Source organism: Prevotella sp. E13-27 (assembly GCF_023217965.1).
GTDB lineage: Bacteria > Bacteroidota > Bacteroidia > Bacteroidales > Bacteroidaceae > Prevotella.
Window position 1 is genome coordinate 1,236,309 of the sequence record NZ_JALPSC010000001.1, and the last position, 25,319, is coordinate 1,261,627.

Here is a 25,319-nt window from a genome sequence, read left to right on the forward strand (position 1 = left end):
CTTTCTTTTGTATTTGTTTCTTACTTACTCTTCTGGAAGCATTGTCACCTCAGCTTTGTTGTTGCTCTTGAGCAGCTCCTTAACAAAGGCAGCGATGGTAGCAGGAGTCTGAGCCTCTACAACCTTCTTGAAGTCTGTGTGAGTGTCAATGCCCCACTCGCGGAAGCGATTGATCTGGCGAATCCAGTAGTTGTTGGTCTTTGCCTGGTCATCGATAGCCTTCAGCATGTACTCCTTGACCTTGGCGAGCTTCTCTGCGTCAACGGTCTTGGCGAGGTTCTGAACTTCTTCGTCCATAATCTTAACGGCGATGTCACCCTTCTCAGGCTTCATTGGGCAGTAAACGAGCACCTGACCAGTAGTGCGGTAGTCGTCGCGCTGCAGACCAGCCTGTGCCATCACGCTGTAGGCTGCTGATGCCTCTTCGCGAATCTTCTCAGTGTAGATCATTGTGAGAATCTGACCAACCATGTCGGCACGGATGATGTTGTCGAGAGAGTATTTCATCTTTTCGTTGTACCACACCATGACAGAGAAAGCCTTCGGTGTCTCCATCTTGCGTGTGAAGATGTTCTTCACCTGACCCTTGAAGTTCTCGTCAACATCCTTGCCCTTCACAACCTTCTTCTGTGCAGGCAGTGAAGCCAGATACTGCTCGATGAGCGGACGGATGGTCTCCTCATCATAGTTACCGATGATGGTGAAGGTGTAGGCGGCAGCGTTTGCAGTCTGTTCCTTAGCCATCTCGAGTATGCGGTCATAGCTTACATTCTTCAGACCGTCCATTGTCAACGGAGCAAAGCGCTTGCTGTGGTTCTGGAAAGTGAGAGTCAGTGAGTCGCTGAACACAGCCTCTGGCTGTAGCAGCTTGTTCTTCAGCATGAGCTCTGTGGTCTTCATCATGTTGTCGTAGCTCTCCTGATCCTTCTTGATGTTGGTGAAGTAGAGATATACGAGCTGCAACATTGTCTCCACGTCGGTAGGTGTTGATGAGCCGGTGATGTTTGCACGTGTAGTGCCAAGCATCATGCTTGCGCTGGCAATCTTTCCTGCGAGAGCCTTCTCGAGCTCAGTGTGAGAGAAGTTGCCAAGTCCGCTGGCCTCGATGGCATCGTCGAACATCTTGATGTTTGCAAAGTCCTTCTCTCCATAGAGTGAAGAGCCGCCGAAGCCCTCACTGGTGATGATGACCTGGTCTTTCTTCAGGTCGGTGTGCTTCAGCAATACCTTTGCGCCGTTAGAGAGTGTCAGCTCCTTATAGTCGAACTTCTTGCCTGCAACCTCCTTCACGATCTTGCCTGGCTTTGGAAGCTTTGCAATCAGTGGCTCGTTCTTAACATTGTCCACGTAGGCCTCGAGCGTTGTGGCGCGTGCCTCGTCAATGGCTTTCTTCAGTGAAGCCTCTGTAGGATATACGGCACCGTCCTTCTCCTGGTTCATGTTCAGCACAACCATGTTTGAGTCGGTGTCCTCGAACATCTGCTTCATAAGCTCGTTGACAGCTTCAACGGGCAGTGCAGGAACGAGCTGCTTCATCACCTGATAGTAGTCGTCGAGTGATGGGATAGGCTCGTTGTCGAGGTAGTGTTTAACATACTCGCGGCAGAACTGGTTGTTGTAGCGCTTGTCTTTGTTAGAATACTGCTTGTCCAGTGCGCTGGTGAAGTTCTGCTGATAGCGCTTGTACTCTGTGGCGGTGAAGCCGAACTCGCGTGCGCGGCGAGCCTCAATGAGAGCAGCCTTCAGTGCATCCTCGGTCTGGCCTTCCTTTGGCAGAACGCTTACCTCAAAGGCATCCTTGGTCTTTGACAGAAGGTAGTTGCCGTAGCCTACAGAACCCTGAAGGTATGGGCAGTCGGCTTTCTGTGCCAGCTCAGCGAGACGGTCGTTAAGCATGCCGATGGCAGCATCCTTCATATAGTCGATAACAAGATACTGCATGTTGCTCTTCATCTCTGTGGGGATAGGATCGCTCTTGAACATCAGCTCAACGATAGAGTACTGCATCTCCTTGTCCTTATCGACAACGATGATTGCTTCATTGTTGTCGGGCACTGCTTCAGCCACAACAGGTGCTGGGTCCTTAGGCATCTTGATAGGAGCGAAGAGGTCCTTAATCTTCTGCTCAACCTTGTCAACGTCGAAGTCGCCTACGACGATGATTGCCTGATTGTCGGGACGGTACCACTTCTCATAGTAGTCGCGCAGGAACTGTGGCTTGAAGTTGTCGATGATCTCCATCAGACCGATAGGCATGCGGTGACCATACTTTGAGTTAGGGTAGAGGCGTGGCAGGTCGCGCTCCAGCATACGCATCTGTGCGCTGGTACGCATGCGCCATTCCTCGTGGATGACACCACGCTCTTTCTGAATCTCCTCTGGCTCGAGCAGCAGACCGTCGGCCCAGTCGTGGAGGATGAGCAGACATGAGTCTATGATACCCTCGCGTGTTGTTGGCACGTTAGAGATGTTATAGACTGTCTGGTCGATAGAGGTGTAGGCGTTGAGGTCGCGTCCGAACTTCACGCCGATGGTCTCACACCACTTCACGATGTCGTTGCCCTTGAAGTGCTCTGTGCCGTTGAAGCACATGTGCTCAAGGAAGTGAGCAAGACCGCGCTGCTGGTCGTTCTCCTGAATAGAGCCTACGCGCTGTGCGATGTAGAACTCGGCGCGGTTCTCCGGCCAGTTGTTGAAACGGATGTAGTAAGTCAGTCCATTGTCCAGTTTACCCATTCTCACGTCTTTATCTACAGGAATGGGAGGCATCTGCTGTGCCATTGCAGCTGTTGCTCCTATGAGGAGTGTTGCTGCAATCATGAATAAACGAAAATGTTTCATGCGTTTTAATTATAATAAGGGTTTGTTTGGTCTTGAAATGCAAGTGTTCAGTTGATGTCAGTCGGGGAAAAAGCCCGAAAACCCGACAAAGTTACCTACTTTTTACAGTAACAGTATAAAAAAAGGCTAAATATTAAAGATTTTTTGTATTTCTGCCCAGTTTTCCTACATGGCATAGAATGTTGCCATGAATTGACGGCGGTAGTTCTTGCTTATGTGTAGTTCACGGATGTTGTCTAACGGTGGCTGCATGACACACAGGTTGTCAAGCACCTTACTGATTTTGCGCACGTTGACTATATAGCGTTTGTGTATCTGAACGAAATAACTGGAATATGCTATTATTATGTCTGCCGTGGTGCGATGACGCAGCTGGTGGCATTCGCCCTGCGAGGTGACCACCTCCCAGATGCGACGGTCACTGTCGAAGCGAAAGAATGCAATGTCGTCGAAGCGTAGTACGGTATGCTCATTGAAGGCGTTGACTACCATCACGTGCTGGGTGTTGCTTATGTTCTCCTGTACTGCTTGTTGCAGTGTGCTGAGGCGTGACTCGTAGTAGCGGGTCATCACGACTGACAGCTCTTCGCGAGTCGTTGGTTTGAGCATGAAGTCAAAGGCTTGCCGTCTCAGTGCATCAATCATGTACTTGTCGTAGCCTGTATAGAACACCACTTTCATGTCGGGGTTTACCAGTGGCCGTAGTTCGCTGTAGAACTCGAGACCTGTCATTGACGGCATTTCTACGTCGAGGAACAGCATGTCTGGCTGTTCGTTGATGATTTGCGTCATCGTCTCTTCTGTGGCATCATAGGCTTTTCCCACCACGCTGACAGAGTAACTCTGCAACAGCTTTTCCAGCAGATTTATGGAGTTGGCATCATCGGCAACGATGAATACGCGTACCAGTCTTTGGTTTTGTGTCATCTCAGAATTAGTTTTGTGTTTCAGTTATTGGTAGTTGTTCAAAGTCATTCTTGACTATTGCGGGAGTGAGTAGTTGTTAAACGTATATTTGAAGTTGTCGGGCAGTAGCAGCCATGCACGGCAACCGGTGTCACCGTCTGTATGGGTGTAGTTGCCTATGCCGTAGTCCATGAGAGGCTGTGCTTTTGCTCCTGCTGCCTGCAGGTGTTGCTCGTTGAGCAGCATAATGGTCTGGCGTACGACCTTCAGTCCGGTGTGCTCCTTCGGTTTTGATCCCGATGGCAGTCCTATGCCGTTGTCTATCACTTCTATAAGCACCGCATCGCAGACTTTGGTACCTTTTACCACTACTCGGCGCAGCTTGCCTTCCTGTGGTTTCTTAGCTTTTAAGCCATGCTTTATGGCGTTCTCCACCATTATCTGTATTGCCATCGATGGTAGCATGACCTTGTCGGTATCGATGTCTTTTCCAAGGTCAATATCAAGACGGAAGTCGCTGCCCACAGAGCGTTTCTCCACCTCGCAGTAGAAGCGTATGAACGCCAGCTCGTCATTCAGCGTTGACTCTTCCACGTCAGTCAGCTCTATTCCGCGATGGAGCAACTGAACCAGCGAGTCGAGCGAGGTCTCTTTACCTTCCATCTGGGCATTAATCTCTACTGTCAGTGCATTGCTTATGAAGTGTGGCGTTATGCGATTACGAATGGTCTCCATGCGCAGCCGGGCAATGCTGTTTCTTACCTCTCGCTCGCGGAACTTGCGTTCACGATTCTGCATATAGAAGATGATGACAAGCATTACCAGTATCGTAACCGTTGCCACGAGCAGTGCCAGCGCCCATCTGAAACTGAGGTCTTTGGCTTCCAGCTCACGCTGTTTGTTGAGCATCTGCTTCTCGTGTTCGTAGCTCATAATCTTCTCTGAGAAGCGCATCTTCATGTTGCCGTTGGAGATGCTGTCGTAGAGTTCTGTATAATCGTTGACTACGTCGGCATATTCTTTCCACATGCCAGCTTCCTTGTAGAGGCGCAGAAGCACTAAACGGCGTAACTGCTTTTGCTCGGGAATAATCCATTCGGGTATAGGATTCTCTTTGACGAGTCGTTTCGCTTCGGCAAGATTGCCGCTGATTATGGCCAGCTCTATGCGCTGAGTGGCGAGGTAGAAAAGTGGCAGGTGCTGTTGCTGATTGGTAAAGAACTCTTCCGTTTGCTTTAGAAGTGGCAGGGCTTTCTCTATCTGTCCTAACTTGATATACACATCGCTAAGATTAGTTCGCTCAAACATCATCTCCCACACCATGTTCTTTTCCGTTGAGAGCATAGAGTCGAGTTCAAGGAAACACTGAAGACTCTCCTCATATTTGCTTTGCAGGTAATAGTCATTGCCGCGGTTGTTCAGATAGTGGAACAATTCAACAGGTTGCATATCATCCTTTAGTTCTTCGGCTTTCTTCCACCAGTCAGCACTCTGGCAGAAGCTGCCCATCGAAGCGTAGGCCGATGCTATGCCTATGGCTACGTTTATGCGTGTGGCGCTGCTCATGCCGAGTGAGTCACCCAGCAGAAGCGCTTCCTTGTAATAGTTTACGCTCTTGTCATATTGTCCCAGCTGTTTATATACGTCGGCAAGGTTAGTAAGAGCCAGCAGACGATAGTCGGGCAGCTCGGGGAACTCTTCCGATAGCTCCAGTGTGGTGATATCGTGCGTTAGGGCAGAATCCATGCGTCCGGTCATCTTAGCCTCATAGACACCTTTCTGCATCTCGCAGTCCAGTTTAAGAAGCTTAAGCTCTCTCGTTGCTATGCTGTTTGAATCGTCTTTCTGCTTCTTGTCGGTGCCATTGCTGATAGCTTCTTCACAACGCCTGATATATTGGCACAACTTATGGTTTGACTTCAGAAAAGAGTCAACCTGCATGGTATAAAAGAAATATTTCGCCTGAAGTATTTCGTATCGGTAGTATTCGTTGCTGTCCTTTGCCGATGCCTTTCCCTTCGTTATTGTCTTGAGTGCCTCGTCAATGTTTCCGTTTTTCAGGCTGTGTTCGCCGTCTTGATAGAGGCTTGGCAGTCTTATTGCCTTCACGTCTGAACAGCTGTTCAGGGTCAGTAGTGTCGTGAGTGTGTTGCTCGGAGGCAGCAACGTGAGGAATATGGCTATAATAGCTATTGACGTAATGATAAAAACTAGTAATTTTTTCATAGTTTTGATCTATGCTTTATTTTTTCCTTATCAGTGTGAGCCCGTCGCGAAGAGGCAGTATGACTCGCTCCACCCGCTCGTCGGCTGCTACGAAGTCATTAAAGTGCACTATGCCCTGCGTCTGCTGGTCTCGGCTGTAGGCTTCGTCCACCACATGTCCGTCCCAAAGGGTGTTGTCTGCCAAGATAAAGCCGCCCGGACGTAGCACTGAGAGCACCATCTCGTAGGTCTCCATGTATGTGCGCTTGTTGCCATCGATGAATGCCATGTCGAACGTGATGCCCAGTCGTGGTGCCTCGGTGATGGCATCGCCGATGATGAACTCTATCTTGTCGGCTACTGGCGACTGCTCTATCCACGGACGTGTGAAGTCTTCCTGCTCGTCGTTTATCTCAAACGTGTAGAGCCGTCCGTCATCTTCCAGTCCCTCTGCCATGCTTATGGCGGAATAACCGCTGAATGTGCCCACCTCGAGTATGTTCTTCGGGCGTATCATCTTCACCAGCATCTTCAGCAGACGCCCTTGCAGATGACCGCTTGCCATACGCCCATGCAGCAGGTGTATGTTCGTAGCACGGTAGAGCCGGTAGAGATAGTCAGGCTCCGGGTCAATGTGGTCTTCTATGTATCTGTCTAAGTTCATTTGGTGCTGAGGAAACTGTCTATTGCTAAGCGATAGCTGTCGAGCCCGAAGCCGCATATGACACCTCGGCACACTGCTGACAGGTAACTGTGATGGCGGAAGTCCTCGCGCGTGTGTACATTAGATATATGTACCTCCACCACTGGCGACTTCAGCGAGCGTATGCAGTCGTGCAGTGCTATACTCGTGTGGGTGTAGGCACCGGCATTAAGTACTATGCCGTCGCATACAGGACAGCTTGTAAAACCAGCTTCCTGCAACTTGTTGATAAGCTCACCCTCAATGTTGCTCTGGAAATAGTCTATCTCCACATCAGGATAAGCCTGACGCAGTTTCTTAAGATAGTCATCAAACGATGAGCTTCCATAGATGCCAGGCTCGCGTTGTCCTAATAAGTTTAGGTTTGGACCATTAATAATTAGAATTTTCATCTATTAATTATTTTTTTTCGTAATTTTGTGGCAAAATTACGAAAAAATAATGGAAGTGACCCAAAAAAACATAGAGAATATTCGAAAACGCTATCTGCGCTACCTCAAACTGCAGCGTGGCATGTCTCCGAACACGCTCGATGCATATGCGCGTGACCTTGACAAACTGCTCAACTATCTCGACGGCATAGGGTTGCATGTCCTCGATGTGGAGCTGTCGGACCTGCAGCATTTTGCCGCCGGACTCCATGACATAGGCATAGGCCCACGGTCGCAGTGCCGCATACTAAGCGGTGTGCGCACATTCTATAAGTTTCTCGTTCTTGACGGTTATATTGAGCAGGACCCCGCTGAACTGCTGGAGTCGCCAGTGCTTGGTGAACATCTGCCCGAGTTCCTCACCCCTGCTGAGGTGGACCAGTTGAAAGACAGCATAGACGTGTCGAAGCCCGAGGGCCATCGTAACCGTGCAATCATCGAGGTGCTCTTCTCATGTGGGTTGCGTGTGTCGGAACTGGTGAACCTGAAGCTGTCGGATATCTATCGTGACGAACAGTTCGTGCGCGTCTTCGGTAAAGGTTCGAAGGAGCGTCTCGTGCCCATCTCATCTACCGCCCTTCGCGAGATAGACAACTACTGGTCGTGGCGTGAGGAATTGAAAATAAAGCCTGGTGAGGAAGACTATCTCTTCCTAAACCGCCGTGGTGCCCACCTCACTCGCACCATGATTCTCATCATGTTGAAACAACAGGCAGAGGAGGCGGGCATCCAGAAGACCATCTCTCCCCATACCCTTCGCCACTCCTTTGCCACCGCTCTTCTCGAGGGAGGTGCCGACCTGCGCGTCATCCAGGCCCTCCTCGGTCACGAGTCAATAGCCACCACCGAGATCTACACCCACATCTCCAGCCAGACCCTTCGCCAGACTATCCTCGAGCATCATCCGCGAAACATGAGAAAGTAGAACTCGAAGGTACTTACACTCGGAAATAAAAAGAAAAACGCGTTTTCCTTTTGTATTTCGCTCGCTTAATCGTACCTCTGACCTTTGGTCGAAGGTACTACGTTCGGAAAAATGCAAATATATTTGCTTTTTTCCTCACTTAATCGTACCTTTGCCGGTAGAAAACTGAAAATATTATGAAGTACCCTATTGGCATACAGAATTTTGAGAAGATTCGTCGCGATGGCTATGTCTATGTTGACAAGACGCCATGGATGTGGAAGATGATATCAGAAGGTAGCTACTACTTTCTTTCTCGTCCGCGTCGCTTTGGCAAATCGCTGATGGTCAGTACGCTTGAGGCCTTCTTCTCAGGCAAACGCGAATTGTTCAAAGGCCTGTATGCTGATACGGTGGAGTGGGACTGGCAACAGTACCCCATCTTTCATCTTGACCTGAACGTTAAGAAATACGAGACGAAGGCTGATCTTGAAAAGGTGCTTAACAGACATCTTGAACAATGGGAAACAGCATACGACAGCCCCTATGGTGAGCGTGATTTGGAAGAGCGTTTCCTACAGGTTGTGCGTCTTGCATACGAAAAAACTGGCAGGCAGGTGGTAATTCTGGTTGATGAGTACGACAAGCCATTATTGCAAGCCATTGGTAATGATGAGCTGCAGTCAGAATATCGCTCAACGCTTAAGGCTTTTTATGGAGTCTTAAAGTCCTGTGACCGCTATATCAAGTTTGCCTTCCTAACGGGTGTCACAAAGTTTGGGAAGATTAGTGTATTCTCAGATTTAAATAATCTGATAGACATATCAATGCTACCACAGTTTACTGCTGTCTGTGGAATCACTGAAAAAGAATTGCACACCTGCTTTGACGAAGGTATAGCAGAACTTGCTGATGCTAACAGTTTGACCAAGGAAGAAACCTACGAGCGTCTTCGTCGTGACTTTGACGGATATCGTTTCAACGAATATATCAATGAAGGGATTTACAATCCATTCAGTGTGTTGAACACTCTTTCCTACAAGATTTTCAAGGACTACTGGTTCGAGACAGGGACGCCCTCATTCCTTGTCTATCAATTACAGAAAACTAACTTTCCCCTGGAGTCTATAACCACTGCTGAACTGACAACTGATGTTTTGAACAGTATCGACATCATGGATACTAACCCGCTACCGTTACTTTTCCAGAGTGGCTATCTTACCATTAAGGACTATGATAAAGAGTTCAACACCTATCTGTTAGGTTTCCCCAATCGAGAGGTAGAGGTTGGTTTTGTGAAATATCTTGTACCATTCTATAGTCCCAGCAAAGCTGACCAGCCGCTGACATATATTGGCAACTTCGTGAAAGAAATAAGGAGTGGCAATGCCGAGGCATTCATGCAGCGCGTGGAACGTTTCTTTGACGGTGGCGATTATCAGGTGGCAGGAAAGGCAGAACTTTATTTCCAGAACACCCTGTGGGCACTGTTTAAGTTGCTTGGACTGTATGTTGATGTCGAACGCCACACTACTGATGGTCGTATGGATATCCTTATGCAAACCAAGGATTTTATTTATATTCTCGAAATAAAGATAGACCAAAGTGCAGATGTTGCCCTTCAGCAGATTGAAGAAAAGCAATACGCCAAGGCTTTTGATGGCGATGAGCGTTCCATCATAAAAATTGGTATCAACTTCTCTTCTGACACCCGTCGCTTGACAGAGTGGAAGATTGGCTGATAGGAAAGAATTTATAAAAAGGATAATAGTAAGTAAACAAATATGGACAAAGCGAAAAAAAACTGCTTTGTCCATGTTTTGTTTGAGAATGTGATGGTTCACTTCACCACTTTCCTGCCTCCTACGATGTAGAGTCCCTTTTTCATGTTGGTTACCTTGCGCCCTTGCAAGTCATAAACAGTTTTACTATCTTTCTTCTTGTTCATACTTGCAGCGTCACCGATGTCTGTGGTCTTTGTTACTGTCAGTACGCCGTTGACATAGTTGAACTCATAATTCTGTGCCTCACCGCCGCTCACGATAATGGGATATTCACCTATGGGTGATTCCTTTGTGGCTGTTGTTGTGGCAACAGGTTTCGCAATGAGTACGCTTTCGTCCTCGCCGTTTTTCCAACCGCTGTAATTAATTACAAACTCGGGATCCTTCTGTTTATACTCTCGTGAGTAATTTCCTACTGAAGCTGTTAGCGGCGCTTTTGTAATGGTCAGTGTACCTTTCGCGTAGGTCACGTTGTAGTTTGTTACTGTTCCCTGCTTCACTATAATATCGTAGGTGCCTACAGGAGTAGTGGCCGTGGCTTCGCAAGTGATCTCTGGTACGCCTTCAAGTGTTGCGCCCTCTGTTGTGAACTCGAACGCAGGATTGGTTTCACCATACTCGCGGGTGTAACTCTTAGCTTTAATCATGATGAGGTCTGCTTCCGTCACTATCAGCTTACCATTGGTATAGTTGATGTTATAGTTCTGTGCCTCAGCACCTGATACCGTCACAGGATACTCGCCTGGGGCGCTGGCTACTGTTGCCTCACAACTTACCGTTGGCAGTTTTGTCAGTACGTCTTTCGTCTCGTTGTTCTTAAAACCTTCATAGCTCAGAGTAAATTCAGGCATAGCCTCACCCTGCTTCTTCGTGTAAGTACAAGCAGCAATCGTCAATGGTGCCTTGGTGATGGTCAACGTACCATTAACGTAAGTGACTCGCTTGTTCTCTACCGTTCCTTTTGATACGACGATTGGATAAGTACCAACAGGCGAAGTCTTTGTTGCCTCGCACGACAACTGTGGTGTTCCCACTAACTCAGCACCTTCTGTTGTAAATGTCAGTTCAGGAACCTCATCACCATACGTCATCGTCAGGTTATTTGCCTTAATCGTTATGGGATCAGGCAATTTCACAACAATATTTTCTGTTACATCTGCTGATGTATAACGAACGGCCTGCGGATCGGTCAGCACTATGTTCTTCAGACTGACAGGATAACTTCCCACTTCCACATTTGTAGCAACTGACAGCGTTAGGCTGAGCACTGTGCCGCTATTACCTGTAAATGTGGCGTTTGACATTGAACTGCACAGAATACGCAGACAACCATTATCAAGGATACGAGTATCCAGATTATGCCGTCTGGTAGTGGTGCGGCTCATCTCAATAAGATAGTCTCCATACGTGTCGGTTGCTACAGAGAAGCCCGTTGGCAAGTAAAGGTCGCATTGAAATCCCGTTATATTATTCTCATTTTCCAATTGCACGGGAACGACGACCTCTGTAGTACCAGTCTCGATGGTTATTTCTTGCTGCAACGCCAGCCGGTTAGGCTCGTTCGCGGCAAGCGCTTGACTGTGGGAGATGACTCCCACAGCAAGCATCATGATACCAATTATTCGTTTTAGCATAGTCGTCTCTTTTTATATTTAACGAACCACGACCTTCTTTCCGTTCACCATATAAATACCCTTCTTCACGGCATTCACGCGACGACCTTGCATATCGTAAACGTTTTTCAGCTGCTTGGCAGTCTCAATAGAAACGATACCAGTAGCCTCATCGCCAATCATCAGCTGAGCGCCAGCATTAGCTGCCTCGTGTCTCTGAGCATTGACATCAGAGAGAACCACATTGCCAGCCTGCACACGATAGGCTCCCTGCATGTCGTTTGCAGCCTTCACTTGCAGACGCATCACAGCACCCTCGTTCAGTTCATCGTTCATCATCGAAGAGCAGATAACACGGTAATATCCATCTGCATGCTTCTGAGCCCAAACACCATGATGGCGGTCTGTTGCCTCGGCAGTCTCGGTATTCAGCTGGATACCCTCTGGCAGATACAAATCGAACTGCAAGCCCGTGTAGCTTCTATCTTTATTAATAAGGTTTACAATCAGTTCGCCCTCGCCATTTGCATTTACTGTCATATCAGAGAGACTGATGATGTTTGGATACATCTCCATTTGACCAAACATACGACTACCGGCAGGAGCATTCTGTGCAAGGATCACATTCACCAGTGCGGCATAGTCGTTCACCTCTACAACTCCGTTTCCATCCATATCGGCGGCATTGAACACGAGGCTGGCATCAGCATTCTCAAGGATAAAGAGAACCACACCCGTCAGGTCGGCCACGTCAATATGTGTATCATTGTTTACATCACCCATCGTATAGGCAGAAACAGTAATCACACTCTTCATGTCAGCCGCAGCATAGCGAGTGGCCTGCGGATCAGTGAGCACGATATTCTTCAGTTCCACATCATAGTCGCCAGCTTCCATTGTGGTCTGCGGGAAGAGAACCAATGAAAGCAGGGTACCGCTATTGCCTGTAAAGGTGGCATTCTGAGTGGATGAAACAACCACACGCAGTGCGCCATCGCTCATCACGCGAGAAGACACAGAGTGACGGCGAGTAGTAGTACGGTCGCCCAGCTCTATCTGATAGTCACCATATTCATCGGTGCTCAGCAGCATGCCCTCTGGCAGATACAAGTCGAACTGAACTGCACTAATTTCATTCACGTTGTTCATCTCGATAGGCAGACGGAACTCCGCACCACGTGAAGCCTTCAAGCTGCTGGCAAAAGCCAGTGTGTTGTCGGTCTGATACTCGTTCTTCACCTGCTTGTTCTTAAACGAGCGGATAGCGGTGTTCAGCAGTTCGGTACAGTCTTCTACATCCTCTTTGAGCATGTTGTCAACGATGCGTGCGCTTACCTCATTGATTACAGCCTTCAAAGCAGCCTTGGCACCTGGGCGATAGTTACCTGGTTCAGTACCTTCCACAGCAGCATTGTAGAGTGCCTGAGCCTCACCGAGCAGAGTCTCAAGGGCGGCAATCTCCTCAGCAGTAGCCTTCGGTTCGCTGCCAATAGCCACCACGTTCGTAAACTGCTTCCAGTTGTCAGCCTTCGTATAGGCAGTCTTAGCAGAAGAAGGAACATGCAAAGTGGGAGTAGTATAGTCAGTGAAAGTGTTTGCTTGAATGGTTGGAGGAGTGGTAGCGTTCATATAAATATTTGAAAGAACTGAGCAACCCGCAAAGGAATTCGAGCCAATTGAAGTTACAGATGAAGGAAACGCAATCTTCTTTAGACTACGGCAATTTTTGAAAGTATTTTCACCGATTGTATTTAGTACATTACTATTAATAACAACATCGACTAATTTTACGCAATCTTCAAAGCATCCCTTACTATTGGATGTTTTTATAGAATTAAGCCCAGTACCTATTATAACCTTTTTCAAAGATGAACATCCTTTAAAAACTGAAGTCATAGTCTCGACGCTATTTGGAATGTCAATACTTTCCAACTTAACGCAATTTTGAAAAGCGCCATTATCAATAGAAGTAACCTTTCCCAATTCAACATTTTTTAGATTTGTGCAATTATCGAACGTATTACTCTGAATGGTCAATACAGAATTGTCAAATACTACAGACTCCAAACCTATGCAATCAGAAAAAGCATAATTGCCTAAACTCGTTACATATTCAGGGATAAACACATCCGTTAAAGAAGTACACCCAGAAAATGCTCTACTGCCGATAGCAGACAATGATGGGGGCAAATTTATTGTCTGTAATTTTGAACATCCTTCAAATGCACGGCCACCTATTGATTGCAAAGTATTTGGTAAAGCAATTAATTTCAAATTGTTGCATCTCCCAAAAGCACTTTCACCAATAGATATTAATGTATTAGGAAGTGATATGCTTTCCAAACTAGAACAGCCAGAGAATGTCATACCAGGAAGATCTGTAATTGTATTTGGAAGATGGACAGACGTAAGTTTTACACAATTCTCAAAACACCCGTGAGTAGAGCTTAACCAAAATGTATTAAGAACAACTAACGAATTCCCTAAGTCAACTTCTTCCAATGAAGAACAACCAAAGAAAGGAGCTTTTAGCGTTACATTCGCATCTTCAACTTTAACTTTCTTCAGGCTTTCGCAGTTTCCAAAACAGCCATCATCCATATTAGTAACAGAAGCAGGAATAATAACTTCTTTCAACGAAGTTTGAGCAAAGGAATGACCTCCAATAATTTTTAATGAAGAAGGAAATGTTATTGAAGACAAAGGATTATTGCTAAATGCAGACACTCCGATACTTGTCAAAGAAGAAGGTAGCTCGATTTCTGTAATAGCACAACTAGAAAAAGCGTTGTCCTCAATCTCTGTCATCGTATTAGGTAATTTTACGTCATACAACTTAGTACAACCTTCAAATGTATATTTTCCTGTTTTTAGAAGTGATGAAGGCAGTGTTATGGTTTTTAACGATTTACAACCATAGAAAACACGGCCAGGATCGCCTGATCTGGTTATTATAGTGCCTAAGTCATAGACAGCATTACCCAAATCAACTTCTTCCAAAAGTCCACATTGAAAAAATGAATATGCGCCGATTGCTGCGGAAGCATTATTAATAACTAGTGATTTTAGTTTTGAATTATTTTGGAAAGCTCCAGCTCCGATTGTTTTAACAGAATTCGGAATCAATACATTTTCAACACCAGCATTCTCAAACGCGTTTTTTTCGATAGAGACTGTCTGATTTCCAAAAGACACAGTGTTCAAATTAGAACAGCCATAAAAAGAGTATTCTGCAACATCTTTCAGTGCATCTGGTAACACAATACCCTGTAAATTCTTACACTCACGGAATGCGCTAGCGCCCAAGCTACTCAACGTAGAAGGCAGGCTGACAGTCTTTACTCCTGACTGATAGAAGGCCTGATTACCAATTATGATTAGTCCTTCAGGAAGTGTAACACTTTCCAAGTTTGCAGCAGACTTAAAGGCATTCTCGCCAATAGCCGTTACGAGATAGGTCTTACCGCTCAGTCCTACGGCTTGCGGAATTGTAACATCACCATCATAAGCATAATCGCCACTAACTACACTCACGGTGTTGGAACCCGTAATGGTGTAATAAATACCATCTGACTCGAAGTCGTAAGCCAACACGTTGAGGCTACTCAACACCGTTAGCATACAAAGTAGAAAAGATCTCTGTTTCATAAGCGTTAATAATTTTTAAGTTATTGATATCTTATATTCTCTTATTGCTTCGCAGCAACACACAGCAGAAGCGCGGGACTGTCTTTGCCAGTTCCGAGATGAAGGTCCTAGGAAAACCCTGAATAAAGAAAATGGAGATACAGCCCCACGCGTAACGCGTGAAACAGTCGTGCCCTCCTGCTTTATTCAGCCTTGCTTTTTGAAAATTTCCTAGGTTCTCATCTCGCAAGTTTGGAGCATAACGCTTCTTCTGCCGAGCGAATCCTTTTCGCTCTCGGTGGCAAAGATAGAACAAAAAATCCGAACCGCCAAGCGATTCGGAGAAAAAGTCTAATTATTTCAGTCTGTATAGGCGACTATTTCATAAAGATGCTCTATGAAATAATCTATTGCATCTCTGAGTGCAGGCAAATCATTCTTTACAACATCCCATACCAAATCAGTGTTGATGTCAAAATAACCATGAGTGGTGTACGATTCTAAGCTGCTGTAAAGATATCGATGCCATCTTTTTCAATTTGTTCTTTGAAGAAAGGACGTAAACCACTATGGTCTTGTACAAGATCTACCTTACATCCAAGCAGATATTCCAAAAATTGAGCAGCAAAGATATGATTATAAAATTTCGCAGGCATCCTTACAAATAGATCGACATCGCTTCCTTCATGATTCTCACCACGAGCAACAGATCCAAACAGGCGCATATAAGTTATTCCGAATCGCTTCTGCAGTTCGGTGGCATTCTTGCGAATGATGCTTATGTACTCTTCCGTTGTCTTCATAATGTTTAGATCGGCAGCAAAGATAAGGATTATTTGTGAAACGGCAAAGGAAACATTGCAAATAATTTGCTTTTTTCCTCACTTAATCGTACCTTTGCCGGTAGAAAACTGAAAATATTATGAAGTACCCTATTGGCATACAGAATTTTGAGAAGATTCGTCGCGATGGCTATGTCTATGTTGACAAGACGCCATGGATGTGGAAGATGATATCAGAAGGTAGCTACTACTTTCTTTCTCGTCCGCGTCGCTTTGGCAAGTCACTGATGGTAAGCACGCTTGAAGCGTTCTTCTCTGGTCAGCGCGAATTGTTCAAAGGATTGTACGCCGATACCGTGGAGTGGGACTGGCAACAGTACCCCATCTTTCATCTTGACCTGAACGTTAAGAAATACGAGACGAAGGCTGATCTTGAAAAGGTGCTCAATAGACATCTTGAGCTGTGGGAGAAGACATACGAAAGCCCCTATGGTGAGCGTGACCTAGAAGAACGTTTTTTGCAAGTTTTGCGTTTGGCCTATGAGAAGACTGGTCGCCAGGTCGTAATTCTCGTCGATGAATATGACAAACCATTGTTACAGGTGATAGGTAACGATACATTGCAGTCAGAATATCGCTCAACGCTTAAGGCTTTTTATGGAGTCTTAAAGTCCTGTGACCGCTATATCAAGTTTGCCTTCCTTACGGGTGTCACAAAGTTTGGGAAGATTAGTGTATTCTCAGATTTAAATAATCTGATAGACATATCAATGCTACCACGGTTTACAGCTGTCTGTGGAATCACTGAAAAAGAATTGCATGACAACTTCGATGCTGATGTCAAGGCTTTAGCAGAAGCCAATGGCATGACTGTTGACGAATGTTATGAGCGGCTACGCCAGGACTTCGATGGTTACCATTTCGATGTGGATGCACCTGGAATGTACAACCCGTTCAGCGTGTTGAATACCCTGTCCAGCCAGCGTTTCAAGGATTATTGGTTTGAAACAGGTATGACTAATCATATCTTTAGACAAATGAAATCCCAAAACTATTCATTGGACATGGTTGCCAACGAGCCGCTTTTCTATTTCCAACTTCATATCCTCGAAAAAGGGCACGATAGTATTGTTCAGCAGCTCTATCAAAGTGGTTACTTGACCATTAAGGAGTATGACAATGAGTTTAAGACTTTTTTTCTCGACTTTCCCAACCATATAGTTAAAGAAGGTCTGGAAAATAGATATATGAACTATATTCAACATTAAACAATATGCCAAGGCCTTTGATGGCGATGAGCGTAACATCATAAAAATTGGTATCAACTTCTCTTCTGACACCCGTCGCTTGACAGAGTGGAAGATTGGCTGATTCTTCAGGAAAATGGTGATACATAAAAAGAATGCTGTCCGTTGAAAAAACGGACAGCATTCTTTTTTACTTCACAATTATCTTTTTTCCCTTCACCATATAAATGCCCTTGGGTAATCCTTTAAGCGACGTTTCGTGACTGCGAATCATATGTCCGTTTATGGTATAGACATCGAAGGGTTCGTCATTGGCAAGAATGTTGGTAATACCTATCAAATTATATTCCGTAAAATAGCCAGGAGCTTTCGAACCACCATCAATACGGGCGTAGGTTGCATCGGTATGAGCACTGGAATATACTGTTCCCATGCCGCCAACCAATTTCTTGCAGCCTGTAAACATATCCTCACTATTAGTCAAATTCTTAGTGTTCCATTCCTCACTGACGTAGATTGTTTTCAGAGTCGAACTTCCATAGAACATCCAGCCCATGTTGGTCACATTAAAAGTATTAAAGCTACTCAAGTTAAGACTCGTCAGAGAAGAGCAACTAGCGAACATTGACTGCATGTTGGTCACATTCGAGGTATTAAAGCCACTCACATCAAGACTCGTCAGAGATGAGCAGCCATAGAACATTGCATACATGTTGGTCACATTCGAGGTATTAAAGCTACTCACATCAAGACTCGTCAGAGAAGAGCAGCCATCAAACATACTCCACATGTCGGTCACATTCATAGTATTAAAGCTACTCACATCAAGATTCGACAGAGAAGTGCAACCAGAGAACATCGCATTCATATACTCCACATTCGAAGTATTAAAGTTACTCACATCAAGACTCGTCAGAGAAGAACAACCTTCGAACATCCAGAACATGTCGGTCACATTCGAGGTATTAAAGCCACTCACATCAAGACTCGTCAGAGAAGAGCAGTTTTCAAACATCCCAGACATTTCGATCACATTCGAAGTATTAAAGCTACTCAAGTCAAGACTCGTCAGAGAAGAGCAGCCTTCAAACATCCAGCTCATATACGTCACATTCGAAGTATTAAAGCTACTCAAGTCAAGACTCTTCAAAGAAGTGCAATCAGAGAACATAGAAGTCATATAGGTCACATTCGAAGTATTAAAGCCACTCAAGTCAAGACTCTTCAACGAAGTGCAACCAGAGAACATAGTATTCATATCGGTCACATTCGAAGTATTAAAGCTACTCAAGTCAAGTCTCGCCAGTGAAGAGCACCCACGGAACATACAGGACATATCGATCACATTCGAAGTGTTCAGGTTTACTATACCATTAATAGTGGTAAGTTTTTCACAACCATCGAACCATAATACTGTGCTTGTCACACCTTTATACTCAGCGAATGTCTCGTCGAAGACTACACGCTTAATGAGTGAGGCAACATCGTTCCATCCTCGTTCATCATCCCAACCAAACGCGTCATGGTTAAACGGGCCGATGTTCATACCGTCTCGTTCTGCCTTCTTCTTATCATAGTAGAAAGTCAGCACGGTATTGCCATTGCTTAGTGCGGCGTAAGGCTCTGGACCCTCTAACACAGTCAGTTTTCCGTTTGTATAGCTGATGTCGTAGTTCTGAGCCTTGGCACCAGACACTGTAACAGGGTACTCACCAGGTACACTCCCCACTGTTGCCTCACAACTCACCGTCGGCTGTTTGATCAGCACATCTTCCGTCTCATTGTTCTTGAAGCCCGTGTAGGTCAGGGTGAACTCGGGCATCTCCTCCCACTGCTCCTTCGTATAGGTGCCTGCGGCAATAGTCAGAGGAGCCTTGGTGATGGTTAGCGTACCCATCACGCACTTCACATTATAATAATTTTCAACAGTTCCCTTTCTCAGAATGATGTCATAGGTACCTACTGGAGATGTAGCTGTTGCTTCACAGAAAATCTCAGGGGTTCCCTCAAGCGTGATGCCCTCAGTTGTAAACTCAAACACAGGATTGACATCGCCATACTCACGGGTGTAATTCTTGCCTGTGATGGTTCCCAATGGCATGGGATCGTCTAAATCTATCGTTAGCCATCGTTTTGTCGCTTCATCTGAGAATTCCAGGTATGCCTGACAGGCTTTCTGTACATAACCATTGTCCGCATGTCTCATTATACCACGACCAGCCATATAATAAATACCATTATTAACCAGCGTGTCAACACTGAAAGCATCATAGTTACCAACAAACTTCACATTGCCCATTGCGTAACTGAGGTGGCTACCTTCTTTAGAGGAGATGACGACGTTCGAAAATTCAGGATTCACGATATCCTCGCCTTCATCCCATTTTACAAAATATGGCACACCGGCTTGAATATATGTCAACGAGTCACTGAAAGTCATAGTCACACAAGAAGCGTCCATGGTAGCTTTGTTAAGCGTCTTAGCCACAGCGCCATCTAAACTACTCCCCTCTAGTGTCAAGTTAAAAGGTAAGGTAATCGTATTCCAATTTTTGTCTTTCTTTAGCGTACGTCCCGCAAGGGTTACGTGAGCCTTCCTTCCCTGATTATTGATAATCACCTTGCTGTTTACACCCTCGTCACGAAGGGTAATCAAAGCGAATTCCCCACTCTCGGTCCATTCGCCTGGTTCTCCGTCTACAATACTGCGTATGCGATATTCGTATCCATTATTAGTCGGCAGGCCGCTCAGCGTAGCTACTGTATCGGTGACAGTAATTTCTTGCCACTCCCCAGCGGGAGCAGATGATGTTCCGTAAAGACCGAAATTATCAACATTTAGGCGGAATTGATCTGTGCTATTAAAGTGACGGATGGCAATATATCCCTGCTGTCCGGCATAAGCGCTCAGGTCTGCGGTATATGCCACATAGTTGCTAGTAGCAGTAGTTTCTGGCACCAGTTCTGTAGAAAAATCCTCAACAGAAGTACCCGAAGTAGAGAGGTATATGGCAAAATTTTCGACTGGCCATTCTGGGTCCTGCGATCTCAGATATACACGCATAGTCCCCTGAAGATGGAGGAGCGGCGTAATGAGCCAGTTGTCTGGCGTAAGAGCAGATTTATTGTAACTGGCCGATGTGACACAACTCCTACCCATAACAGTAGGAACACCTTTAATATCATTAATATCACTCGGCGTGAAAAGGAACCAGTTATTCCCGTCACCATCATTATCTATTGTAGTCCAACCTTCTGGAAGAGAAGAGCTCTTGAGTTCCTCAAAACCTTCGAAGAAGAGCACATCATCATTAGCCGTTGTCCGGTATTGCACGTTATAACTGTCGCCATAACCCGTCCATCTCAGTGTCGCACCATCGGCCATTAAGTCTGAGCGAATATTGGCGGGCTGAGGATTCTTGACCATGGTGGTGAAATAATGCATATCCGTCCATTTTGAATCACCTTCTGAGTTAACTGCCTGCATCTGAAATTCGTATGTAGTCTCAGGAGAAAGCCCAGTCAATTCTATGCTCGTTTCTTCAGTTGACGCATTCGTCCATTCTACCGTATCGGGCTCGCCATATATGGCAAAATCATCTATTTCAAGACTATAGCAGTTGCTACTCACATGGTGAATGGCAATGTATCCCTGCTGTCCGGAATAACGACTAAGGTCTATATTAATTTCTGTCCAGTCGTTGTTATCCGATGCCGCACACATTGCCCGTAATGTATCTGTAAAGTTCTCTATGACATTGCCCCTAGTAGAAAGAAGGACCTCACAACTATCAGGATAAGCCATCCTTGTACGCACCCAGAATCTCAGTTCATTTCCAAAAGCCACCTGTGGCGTGACAAGCCAGTTGTCCGCATTATATGCACTTGAGCTTTTCCAACTCCATGCTATGGCAGAATGGGTTCCGCTATGCGCAGAGGATGAAGAATTCGACACCCATCCATCTGTTTGCGGAGCCCCGCCCTCAGTATATATTGTCCAATGATCAAGTCCATTCTCAAAGTCATCACTGAAGACGACAGGTACAGAAGTAGCCCTTCTATAACGCACATTGTAAACATCACCTTTGCCAGTCCAGTAAATAGTAGCCTTTGTCGGGGCTGGAGTTACGTCAACAATGATGGGGATTGGACATATAACTTCTGTAGTAAAAATGACCAAATCACTCCATTTTTCCACCTCATCCGTAGCTGGTTTCACCTTAACCATGTACGTTGTCTCATCCTTTAGACCTTCCAACGTAAAAGGATTATTACTGGTTGTGACTTCTGCATAGCTATCCATGCTATCGGTCTTATAGGCCACCACCCATTCGGTGGCAGGAACAAGACTGTTTTCAGTCCATTCTATCACCACACTGTGCGAACCAATCTCCTTTATATTGAGATTTGAGGGCCTTCTCCACGGTGTTAGCGTACAATCGACATGATAAGTAAACAAAATATCACCAGTATTTAACGACTTGGAACCATTTCCTGAAAAGAGAACCTCATCATTGACATCGGAGACAGACCACATACATTCAGATGGATAACTTCCTGCTACCCATAGGAACTGAATGTCCCTACCGCTGGGTACCCGCACTAAATGAATATTCTGCTCATTCTCAGAAGACCCCTTGGTCTCATTAAGGTTCTCATTGGTATATGTGCCAATTTCAATACCACTCAACGCATCCACAATTTTGATGGCGTTACCACTCCATCCATCGCCATACGTATCAGTAAGCATTAACGTAATCTGACAATATTCTTCAGCCAGTTCTGTGTTGAATCTCACAGGTATTGACCATCGGCTAGTCTCATCATCCGTTCTTCCACGCACCTTTACTATATATCTCGTGGCATATTCAAGACCTGTGAGTACATAGGGGCTGCTGACGTTTTCTATCAAGGAGTCGTTTATACAGATGTCGCATGTGGCGACATCGCACGTCCATGTCACAGTTGCCTCCTGTCCCCCAACATAGTCAATAGTGATATCCGTGGCGAAGCCAACTGGAGCAACGTCAGGAGTAGTGTCGAAAACGACAGTAGGCAAAAAATTATATATCCGGATATTCGACTCACGCCCGCCCAGAGAGGCACCTATGGCACTCGTACCATACCATTTACTTGGGGCATAATCACCCGATTTTGTTTGTCTGATACCTACCAAGAGGTTTTCGCCCATATATTGATAAGGCACATCAAAGTCAATTTTCATCTGGTAATCATTAACAATAAGATTACCGGCATAGACTCTCTCTAATAAAGACCAATCATAGGAGATAGTGTCAGAAAAGAATGTATCGCCCACTTCACTCAGATATACATCGAATTCAGCTTCCCCCCAGCTGACAGCCGACAGTGAAGAAGAAAACGTCAAGCCATTGATTTGCGCATAAAGAATATCTTTCAAATTCTCAGCAGGAACAATGAATTGACTTTTTATATATTCATCACAATACGAGCCATACACCGGTACATAGCTGTTTGTCTCTCTCTTAACGACTGTAAGTGTGGCTGCAACTTCCCCATCAGTAGTATAAGAGCCTATAGTATTGGGCAAAAAAAACACAAAATTCATGACACCATACGTTTCAGGCCGATATGTAAAGACACAATCTTTCGTCTGTCCAGCAGGAATAGTGAAGTCACTGCCTTCTAATAAAGAGTATCTGGACTGTCCGTTATAATTTGTTTTTAGGCCTATATATATATCACCATCATAGTCGTCTGTGCTATTATTGGTGATATTCAGTGTGATAGACACCAACTCGCCCATAAAAATGGTATCGCTGCTTAGATTCATGGCATTCAATGTGAGGTCAAGGACATTTGGTGAGATGTTTGCCACCGTACCGCCATCAGAAGGTTTCTGAATACCAATAACGGCATCCTGTCCATAATGAAAGCCATCTGCTGACGTACTACCACCAATTCCCTGCTTTTCGGGGTCTAAGGCTGAAAGCACAAAATAGTCATCGCTCACGCCACCCCATCCCCAGTTGATGTGAAAAAAGTCTGTACCGTCCTCATAAACATAGCCATCGCAGACGAACTCATGACCACCGCCAGACGACTGTCCGCCATAGACTACTGGACGTCTGTTTTTCAGTTCATGATAAATCAAGTCAACCCACTTGGAATAAGTGTAGTAACTGCGGGAGATATATTGTGTCGTAATAGAATCATAATCAAAATAATTCTTGAGCGCATCAGCTACAAGGTCGGTGTAGGAACCAGACTGTGGACCATAATCCGTCATTACGGACCAGCCGCAGTATTTCATCAGCGTAGCAACGGCATCAGCCTCTTCCGTGGTATAGTCTTCGGAATAACTGTCTCTCATATTTTCCCAGTTGAAGGTTGTAGCCGTGAGGGAAGATAAACTCATGTTATATGACGAGGTCGTGTATCCAGGAATGATTGCGGTTTCAGACTGTGGCCATTGATGGAACTTCATGACTTGTGCCATTGCCGTAGCCACACAACCTGTAGCCGACCTATAGTAGTAGCTGCCGCTCTTATACTGGGGCGTTTTATTATTATACGGCACTCCTTGATTCCATGTCGTTGCCACAAGGGGAGCAATGGGAAGTCTCTCCGAATCAGAAATCTGATTGGAGACTGTGACCATAGCAAACCGCCCATCCTCGTCTTGCCGCTGCAACCATGAGATTTCGTCAGCGTAGCCCTGTAGCCAAGCATACATATTGGCTGGCATTGCGGTCGCATCGAAGATTCCACTTTCACTAAAGCCTAATATAGACCTGGTACGACTGTCGCCCGAAACGACTACAAAACCACCATTAGACTCATCATTGAATATATAATAAGCATCACTACTCAAAGCAGTCACCATCCGCGGATCCTTTCGGGGTGCTTTCTTTTTTCCTTTACTTAATGTTGATGACTTTGTAAAAAACTGCAATGCGCGCTGTTTCGCATCATCCATAGAAATTTTCTGCGCCCAGAGATTTCCTCCTATCATCAGAAATGTAATGGACAAACATAAAAATAAAAAAAACTTTCTCATAAACTTGTAATAATAATCGTTATTCCAATAGTTTGTATATAGGTTATTAGCCTTGCTTTTAAAATTTCCTAGGTTCTCATCTCGCAAGTTTGGAGCATAACGCTTCTTCTGCCGAGCGAATCCTTTTCGCTCTCGGTGGCAAAGATAGAACAAAAAATCCGAACCGCCAAGCGATTCGGAGAAAAAGTCTAATTATTTCAGTCTGTTCCTTAATGATATCGGATTCATTTTCGTATCCCAAACATCTCGGATATATACGGTATCTGACTTATCACCATATTCTATTCTGGCATGATCCACATATTGATTAAACAGAGACCATGCTTGCTTCCGCCATTTGATTACAGCCATGGATGTTCCTTTCTCATAGCAGCCCAAAAATCATCAATCTGAATCCATTTCTTGGGGTCTTCTATACCTGCATCTATCTCATCCATATCGGCCTCCATCTCCGCAACTCTTTGCTCAAAAACCTCTGGGTCATCGGTATAGAAACCAAACATACCGAGAGGTGTTCTGTCAATATTCTCGGTTTCCTCATCCATATATTCGATATCAGAAGAATTCTTGTCTTGCGTAGCATACGCCACCGCAGGCTCAGAGGCAGTCATGCAACTGCCGTCCTCTTCTTCAATTATGGGATATTTCTTTTCTTCCATCATAAATGTTAAATAAAATGTCCGTGCACCAAGATGGTGCGCGGTAAAGATAAGGATTATTTGTGAAACGGCAAAGGAAACATTGCAAATAATTTGCTTTTTTCCTCACTTAATCGTACCTCTGACTTCGTCTAAGGTACTCTCGCTCGAAAAAGCTCAAAAAACTTTTTGGCTTTTTGCTCGCTTATTCGTACCTTTGCAGCTGATTTATAAATAGATAGAAGAATAATATGCAGGAAACAAGACAAAACAAGATAGCAAGGCTGCTACAGAAGGAGCTGAGCATGATATTCCAGGAGCAGACGCGCAGCATGCACGGAGTGATGGTTAGCGTAACCCGCGCAAAGGTGTCGCCCGACCTCAGCATCTGCACTGCCTACCTTAGCATTTTCCCGTCAGAACGTGGTGAAGAGTTGCTGAAGAACATTGAGCGTAGCACACAGCAGATACGCTTCGCACTGGGACAACGCGTGCGCCATCAGCTGCGTATAGTGCCCGAACTGCGATTCTTCATTGACGACTCGCTCGACTATATTGACCGCATAGACGAACTGTTGGGAAAATAACCTCTCACCTTT

General features: G+C 45.4%; 14 protein-coding genes and 1 pseudogene. 4 read left to right on the top strand and 11 right to left on the bottom strand.

Annotated features, from left to right (window positions below; translation table 11 throughout):
• Positions 1-24: 24 nt before the first annotated feature.
• The 5 genes from M1L52_RS05105 to aroQ form a co-directional block, all read right to left on the bottom strand.
• Positions 25-2,841, bottom strand: coding sequence for a M16 family metallopeptidase (locus M1L52_RS05105; protein WP_248613862.1), 2,817 nt, complete (start codon positions 2,839-2,841; stop codon positions 25-27).
• A 165-nt stretch (positions 2,842-3,006) separates the two neighbouring features.
• On the bottom strand, positions 3,007-3,768 hold the full coding sequence (locus M1L52_RS05110; RefSeq protein ID WP_248613863.1) for a LytR/AlgR family response regulator transcription factor: 762 nt from the start codon (positions 3,766-3,768) through the stop codon (positions 3,007-3,009).
• Positions 3,769-3,822: 54 nt separating this feature from the next.
• On the bottom strand, positions 3,823-5,973 hold the full coding sequence (locus M1L52_RS05115) for a tetratricopeptide repeat protein (RefSeq protein ID WP_248613864.1): 2,151 nt from the start codon (positions 5,971-5,973) through the stop codon (positions 3,823-3,825).
• A 16-nt stretch (positions 5,974-5,989) separates the two neighbouring features.
• Complete coding sequence (locus M1L52_RS05120) at positions 5,990-6,616, bottom strand: O-methyltransferase (RefSeq protein ID WP_248613865.1); 627 nt, start codon at positions 6,614-6,616, stop codon at positions 5,990-5,992.
• Entirely contained in the window at positions 6,613-7,047 is a 435-nt protein-coding gene (gene aroQ, locus M1L52_RS05125; RefSeq protein WP_248613866.1) for a type II 3-dehydroquinate dehydratase, read from the bottom strand. Before aroQ ends, M1L52_RS05120 begins: the two co-directional genes overlap by 4 nt.
• Positions 7,048-7,096: 49 nt before the next feature.
• On the opposite strand from aroQ, the gene xerD reads away from it, so the two are divergent.
• Both xerD and M1L52_RS05135 read left to right on the top strand, forming a co-directional pair.
• Entirely contained in the window at positions 7,097-8,011 is a 915-nt protein-coding gene (xerD, locus tag M1L52_RS05130) for a site-specific tyrosine recombinase XerD (RefSeq protein ID WP_248613867.1), read from the top strand.
• A gap of 176 nt (positions 8,012-8,187) precedes the next feature.
• Positions 8,188-9,732: an ATP-binding protein gene (locus tag M1L52_RS05135; RefSeq protein ID WP_248613868.1), complete on the top strand. Its 1,545-nt coding sequence runs from the start codon at positions 8,188-8,190 to the stop codon at positions 9,730-9,732.
• Positions 9,733-9,830: 98 nt separating this feature from the next.
• Here M1L52_RS05135 and M1L52_RS05140 read toward each other — a convergent pair whose 3' ends face one another.
• The 4 genes and pseudogenes from M1L52_RS05140 to M1L52_RS05155 all read right to left on the bottom strand — a co-directional run bounded on the left by M1L52_RS05140 (position 9,831) and on the right by M1L52_RS05155 (position 15,817).
• A complete protein-coding gene (locus M1L52_RS05140) occupies positions 9,831-11,408 on the bottom strand; it encodes an MBG domain-containing protein (protein ID WP_248613869.1) in 1,578 nt (525 codons plus the stop codon).
• Positions 11,409-11,426: 18 nt separating this feature from the next.
• Positions 11,427-15,035, bottom strand: a complete 3,609-nt coding sequence (locus M1L52_RS16515) for a leucine-rich repeat protein (RefSeq protein ID WP_410896765.1) — start codon at positions 15,033-15,035, stop codon at positions 11,427-11,429.
• Positions 15,036-15,374: 339 nt separating this feature from the next.
• Positions 15,375-15,491, bottom strand: a pseudogene (locus tag M1L52_RS16520) (hypothetical protein); the annotation flags it as partial.
• A 23-nt stretch (positions 15,492-15,514) separates the two neighbouring features.
• The gene (locus tag M1L52_RS05155; RefSeq protein WP_248613872.1) at positions 15,515-15,817 is read right to left on the bottom strand and encodes a nucleotidyltransferase family protein; all 303 of its coding nucleotides are present in this window, start codon (positions 15,815-15,817) and stop codon (positions 15,515-15,517) included.
• 119 nt (positions 15,818-15,936) lie between these two features.
• Between M1L52_RS05155 and M1L52_RS05160 the strand changes: the two genes are divergently transcribed.
• Entirely contained in the window at positions 15,937-17,064 is a 1,128-nt protein-coding gene (locus tag M1L52_RS05160) for an AAA family ATPase (RefSeq protein ID WP_410896766.1), read from the top strand.
• A 169-nt stretch (positions 17,065-17,233) separates the two neighbouring features.
• Here the strand turns inward: M1L52_RS05160 and M1L52_RS05165 are convergent, their stop codons facing one another.
• Together M1L52_RS05165 and M1L52_RS05170 are read right to left on the bottom strand one after the other, a co-directional pair.
• On the bottom strand, positions 17,234-24,082 hold the full coding sequence (locus tag M1L52_RS05165; RefSeq protein WP_317231474.1) for a BspA family leucine-rich repeat surface protein: 6,849 nt from the start codon (positions 24,080-24,082) through the stop codon (positions 17,234-17,236).
• A gap of 341 nt (positions 24,083-24,423) precedes the next feature.
• Positions 24,424-24,744: a hypothetical protein gene (locus M1L52_RS05170; RefSeq protein ID WP_248613874.1), complete on the bottom strand. Its 321-nt coding sequence runs from the start codon at positions 24,742-24,744 to the stop codon at positions 24,424-24,426.
• Positions 24,745-24,971: 227 nt separating this feature from the next.
• Between M1L52_RS05170 and rbfA the strand changes: the two genes are divergently transcribed.
• Positions 24,972-25,307: a 30S ribosome-binding factor RbfA gene (rbfA, locus tag M1L52_RS05175; RefSeq protein ID WP_248613875.1), complete on the top strand. Its 336-nt coding sequence runs from the start codon at positions 24,972-24,974 to the stop codon at positions 25,305-25,307.
• Positions 25,308-25,319 lie beyond the last annotated feature (12 nt).

Excerpts from the sequence above, each read along its gene's own strand:
- M1L52_RS05110 (WP_248613863.1), bottom strand. The coding sequence starts at position 3,768 with ATGACACAAAACCAAAGACTGGTACGCGTATTCATCGTTGCCGATGAT.
- M1L52_RS16515 (WP_410896765.1), bottom strand. The coding sequence starts at position 15,035 with ATGAAACAGAGATCTTTTCTACTTTGTATGCTAACGGTGTTGAGTAGC.
- M1L52_RS05155 (WP_248613872.1), bottom strand. The coding sequence starts at position 15,817 with ATGAAGACAACGGAAGAGTACATAAGCATCATTCGCAAGAATGCCACC.
- M1L52_RS05140 (WP_248613869.1), bottom strand. The coding sequence starts at position 11,408 with ATGCTAAAACGAATAATTGGTATCATGATGCTTGCTGTGGGAGTCATC.
- xerD (WP_248613867.1), top strand. The coding sequence starts at position 7,097 with ATGGAAGTGACCCAAAAAAACATAGAGAATATTCGAAAACGCTATCTG.
- M1L52_RS05135 (WP_248613868.1), top strand. The coding sequence starts at position 8,188 with ATGAAGTACCCTATTGGCATACAGAATTTTGAGAAGATTCGTCGCGAT.
- M1L52_RS05120 (WP_248613865.1), bottom strand. The coding sequence starts at position 6,616 with ATGAACTTAGACAGATACATAGAAGACCACATTGACCCGGAGCCTGAC.
- M1L52_RS05170 (WP_248613874.1), bottom strand. The coding sequence starts at position 24,744 with ATGATGGAAGAAAAGAAATATCCCATAATTGAAGAAGAGGACGGCAGT.
- rbfA (WP_248613875.1), top strand. The coding sequence starts at position 24,972 with ATGCAGGAAACAAGACAAAACAAGATAGCAAGGCTGCTACAGAAGGAG.
- M1L52_RS05160 (WP_410896766.1), top strand. The coding sequence starts at position 15,937 with ATGAAGTACCCTATTGGCATACAGAATTTTGAGAAGATTCGTCGCGAT.
- M1L52_RS05115 (WP_248613864.1), bottom strand. The coding sequence starts at position 5,973 with ATGAAAAAATTACTAGTTTTTATCATTACGTCAATAGCTATTATAGCC.
- M1L52_RS05105 (WP_248613862.1), bottom strand. The coding sequence starts at position 2,841 with ATGAAACATTTTCGTTTATTCATGATTGCAGCAACACTCCTCATAGGA.
- aroQ (WP_248613866.1), bottom strand. The coding sequence starts at position 7,047 with ATGAAAATTCTAATTATTAATGGTCCAAACCTAAACTTATTAGGACAA.
- M1L52_RS05165 (WP_317231474.1), bottom strand. The coding sequence starts at position 24,082 with ATGAGAAAGTTTTTTTTATTTTTATGTTTGTCCATTACATTTCTGATG.